This is a genomic window from Ruegeria sp. AL11 (assembly GCF_056540865.1).
Window position 1 is genome coordinate 1 of the sequence record NZ_JBQFXO010000026.1, and the last position, 4,266, is coordinate 4,266.

General features: G+C 55.1%; 5 protein-coding genes. 3 read left to right on the forward strand and 2 right to left on the reverse strand.

Going from position 1 to position 4,266, the window contains the following annotated elements; translation table 11 throughout:
• From ACR0IP_RS22915 to ACR0IP_RS22925, 3 genes are all read left to right on the forward strand, one after another.
• Window positions 1-477, forward strand: a 477-nt coding sequence (locus tag ACR0IP_RS22915) for an alpha/beta hydrolase (RefSeq protein ID WP_480528126.1), incomplete at its 5' end; no start/stop codon positions are given.
• A gap of 242 nt (window positions 478-719) precedes the next feature.
• Window positions 720-1,739: a putative 2-aminoethylphosphonate ABC transporter substrate-binding protein gene (locus tag ACR0IP_RS22920; protein WP_480528127.1), complete on the forward strand. Its 1,020-nt coding sequence runs from the start codon at window positions 720-722 to the stop codon at window positions 1,737-1,739.
• Window positions 1,740-1,871: 132 nt separating this feature from the next.
• Window positions 1,872-2,156: an ATP-binding cassette domain-containing protein gene (locus ACR0IP_RS22925; protein ID WP_480528128.1), complete on the forward strand. Its 285-nt coding sequence runs from the start codon at window positions 1,872-1,874 to the stop codon at window positions 2,154-2,156.
• 36 nt (window positions 2,157-2,192) lie between these two features.
• Here ACR0IP_RS22925 and ACR0IP_RS22930 read toward each other — a convergent pair.
• Window positions 2,193-3,544 (reverse strand): IS3 family transposase gene (locus ACR0IP_RS22930; RefSeq protein WP_170717543.1). Its coding sequence is split into 2 segments (ribosomal slippage): window positions 2,193-3,208 and window positions 3,208-3,544, totalling 1,353 coding nucleotides; the frame shifts between segments, so codons are not numbered across the junction.
• A 308-nt stretch (window positions 3,545-3,852) separates the two neighbouring features.
• Window positions 3,853-4,266: DUF302 domain-containing protein (locus ACR0IP_RS22935; protein WP_480528129.1), on the reverse strand; the 414-nt coding region annotated here is incomplete at its 5' end.

Genomic DNA, 4,266 nt, shown 5'->3' on the forward strand with positions numbered 1-4,266 from the left:
ATCGCGTTGGGGGCCGAGGGAAACGCGCGGTTGGGCAAGCTCATCCTGATCGGCAGCGATCTGGATCGCGCTTATTTCATTCATGCTATCGAGGACGGTCTTCTCGATGCGGTTACGGACCTGACGATCTATCAGTCGCAAACGGATTCCGCGCTGGCGATGTCTAGGCTTGTTTTTGGCCGCAAGCGCGTCGGAGAGACTTCGCCGCCCGGCGAAGCAGTGCCTGCGGTGCAAGCGGAGCTGGCCCGGACCCCAAGGCTGCATGTCATCGACGTGACGGATGCCGAAGAGGCGGGCACTGGCAACGGGCATTGGTACTTCCGATCTTCACCATGGGCCAGCAGCGATCTTTTCCTGTCATTGCTGACCAACAAAGACCCCGCCGCGCGCGGACTGGTGCGCGCACCCGGCGAAGTCATCTGGCGTTTTCCAGACGATTATCCGCAAAGGATCAGGGAACTGGGGCGTTTGTACTGAAGGAAAGGAACCGTCTGGTTATCCCCGTCTATTCTCTATTCTGATCAGCTTGCCACACGAGGCTCCCTCGGATCACATCGAAACTCTTATGTAAGGTCATCCATAGGTCAGACTTATGACGTTGAAGGTATAATCGATTTTTCTTGGCATATTAATCTGTCAAGATACCATTGCTCAAATGTGAATTTTACGCCGCGCAAGAATGGCGAACCTGTCAAACAATTCACCAACAGAGGAAAACCATGAAACGGACGACATCATTTTATTCGGCATTGGCGGTCGGTTTACTGACTGCGACGGTTGCGGCATCGGAGACGGAACTGACAGTTTACACCGCTGTCGAGGCGGAGGATCTGGCGAGGTATGCAGAGACGTTCAACCAGAGTAACCCTGATATCAAGATCAACTGGGTCCGGGACTCGACGGGGATCATCACCGCGAAACTGCTGGCTGAACGGGACAACCCACAGGCGGATGTGGTCTGGGGGTTGGCGGCGACCTCTCTGCTGCTGTTGAAATCCGAAGGGATGCTGGAGCCTTATGCCCCGGTTGGCGTAGACAAGCTGGATGCGAAATTCGTCGATGGTGACAACCCGCCTGCCTGGGTTGGCATGGACGCCTGGGTTGCCTCGGTTTGCTACAACACGGTTGAGGCGGAAAAGGCCGGGCTGAAGCCGCCCACTTCGTGGAAGGACCTGACTGATCCGATGTACAAGGATCAGGTGATCATGCCGAACCCGAATTCGTCTGGCACGGGGTTCCTTGATGTGTCCAGCTGGCTTCAAATGTTTGGCGAAGAAGGTGGCTGGGAATACATGGATGCGCTGCACGAGAATATTGCGCGCTACACCCATTCCGGCTCGAAGCCTTGCAAACTGGCGGCGGCGGGTGAGATCCCGATTGGTATCTCTTTTGCGTTCCGTGGGGCGAAGTCCAAAGCTGATGGCGCACCGCTGGAAATCATTGTGCCTTCGGAAGGCGTCGGCTGGGACATGGAAGCAACCGCGATTGTGGCCGGTACCGCAAATCTGGAAGCCGCGCAGAAGCTGGTGGACTTCACCGTCACCAAAGAGGCCAACGAGATGTACAATACCGGCTATGCGGTCGTGGCGTATCCCGGCGTTGCAAAACCGGTTGAACACTTCCCAGAAGGTCTTCTGGATGCGATGATCAACAATGATTTCGAGTATGCCGCCAACAATTGCGCGGCAATCCTGAAGGAATGGCAGTCTCGCTATGACGGAAAGTCTGAAGCGAAATAATTCCATTGGCAGGAGGGGCTTTTGTGCCTCTCCTGCCCGCCACTCTCTTGTTCCCACCAACACAACCAACTCACCCGGCGCGCACCAGCCAGGATCGGTCGTGCCCGAGGTGCAGATGTGAGGACCTCTCCCGTGCTTCAGAAAACACCACCCGGTGAACTGTATCTCAGCATCCAGAATTTGTGGAAAGCGTTCGGCAGCTTTCTGGCACTCAAGGACATCTCTCTTGAAATCAAAGAAGGTGAATTCATTTGTTTCCTTGGCCCGTCCGGCTGCGGCAAGACCACCTTGTTGCGGGCGATTGCCGGGCTGGATCTGCAGACCAAGGGTACGGTTATGCAGGATGGCAAGGACGTCTCCAACCTGCCTCCGTCCGAGCGTGTCCGTCATCGAATGATTTGGAACACGAGCGTTTGATTGGCTTAGGAGGATCAGGCTCGCCGCAGTTTCAATCTACGCCGCGTTCTGATGATGCAGCAAGCGGCGTTTCTGGATTGTCTGGTGTTTGATTTCCTTTCTGCGTCTGAGGATTGTTTCGGCTCGACCGAAATAGACATCGGCGGGTGTCAGATTGCTGATGCTCTCGTGGTATCGGTTGTGGTTGTAGTGATTGATGAAGTCGCCGATGGCCTGTTCGAGCGCTCCTGGCAGATAGTAGTTTTCCAGCAGGACACGGTTCTTCATCGTCTGATGCCATCGCTCAATCTTGCCCTGGGTCTGCGGATGGTTGGGCGCTCCCCGAACATGATCCATACCCTGCTCATCCAGCCATTTCGCCAACTCGCCAGAGATGTAACTGCTGCCGTTGTCGCTGAGCAGCCGGGGCTTGTGGGCAACGGTGACACTGTCACAACCTGATGCAGCCAAAGCGTCTTCCAGCGTTCCTGTGACATCGTCAGCTTTCATCGTGGTGCAAAGGCGCCAAGAGACAACGTAACGGCTGTAATCATCCAGGATCGTAGACAGGTAGAACCAGCCCCAACCGATGACTTTGAGATAGGTGAAGTCGGTCTGCCAAAGCTGGTTCGGCCGCACAGTCTTCTCATGGAATTCATCCGCCGCTTTGATGGTGATGCAGGCTGGGCTAGTGATCAGATCTTGTGCCTTCAGAAGCCTGTAAACACTGGCCTCAGAAACGAAGTAGCGCCTGGTGTCGGTGAACCGCACCGCAAGCTCGCGGGGCGATAACTCGGGTTCTTCCAGAGCCAGTTCCACGATCTGCTTGCGCACCTTGTCGGGGATGCGGTTCCAAACCCTACCTGGCCGGGAATGGCGATCCTCAAGCCCGGCCTCGCCGAAAGACAGATACCTGTCGTACCAGCGGTAGAAGGTCGTTCTGGGAATGCCGAGCTTTTCCAGTGTGCGTTTGATCGGCAGGTGCGAACCGTCAACCAGCCGGATGATCTCAAGCTTTTCGGATGCGGGATATCTCATTCGTCGTCTCCCCCATCCTCGAACATGCTTTTTTTGAGCAGCCGGTTCTCAAGGGTCAGGTCGGCGACTACCTCTTTCAGCGCCGACGATTCCGCTCTCAAATCCTTCACCTCAGAGCTGGTAGCCTGGCGTGCGGTATCGCCAGCCAACCGCTTCTTACCGGCCTCAAGGAACTCTTTCGACCAGCTGTAATACAGGCTCGTAGCTATTCCTTCACGGCGACACAGCTCCGCTATGCTGTCTTCACCACGAAGCCCATCCAACACAATACGGATCTTCTCCTCTGCCGAATGCTGGCGCCGTGTCTTCCTGCGGATGTCTTTGACAACTCTCTCTGCTGACGCTTTCTGTTTCCCGGATTTCATTCTCATCTCCACTCTCTGATGGTTACGATGAGCCTGAAATCCTCCGCTACGCAATCAACCTAGTCTGTTCCATGGGTGCTGATGGCGGACAACCACATATACGGAAGTCAGCGACGGTCGTTACCGAGTTCAAATTGACTGATGCCGCGCGAAGCTCCAATTACAGCAATGCGCAGAAAGCGGCCTTTGCAAAGTTTAACGAACGGCCCAAAGCGTGGTAGGCCTGTTGCGTTGAGAACCGCTGAAATCAACCCAAAGCGGACGACGAAAAGATGGCCAATCGGCAAAGGTTTTTTGCGTTTTCCTAACAGCGGCTACTCAATTGCCTTGCGAAATGTCTCCGTCAGCCGTTTGTTCAAACCGTGATGAGGTTCGGCTGAAGAACCGTAGTGCAACTCCGCCAAAGCAGCGATGTCATTGAAAATGACTACGGAGCCGCCTTCTTCATTCGCGTAAACCAATAGTTTTTGGCAAAAGGCATCCAAACCAATTGCCGGAAAGTCCGCCATAGCCACACCACCGGGCGCTGGTCCGCCGAATAGCAAGAGAACAGCATCCGGCAGCTCCGTCCCCAGTTGGGACGCTTCGGCCGCAAAATCGATCTCCCCAAACCAGACTGTATCGTCCTGTCCCATCACAGCTGTCCTGACACGTTCCACTGCCTCTGGAACGCTGAGCTCAGATCGCAATTCGATGATGCCATGGTTTGCAACTAATCCTTTGGTCGG

Excerpts from the sequence above, each read along its gene's own strand:
- ACR0IP_RS22920 (WP_480528127.1), top strand. The coding sequence starts at position 720 with ATGAAACGGACGACATCATTTTATTCGGCATTGGCGGTCGGTTTACTG.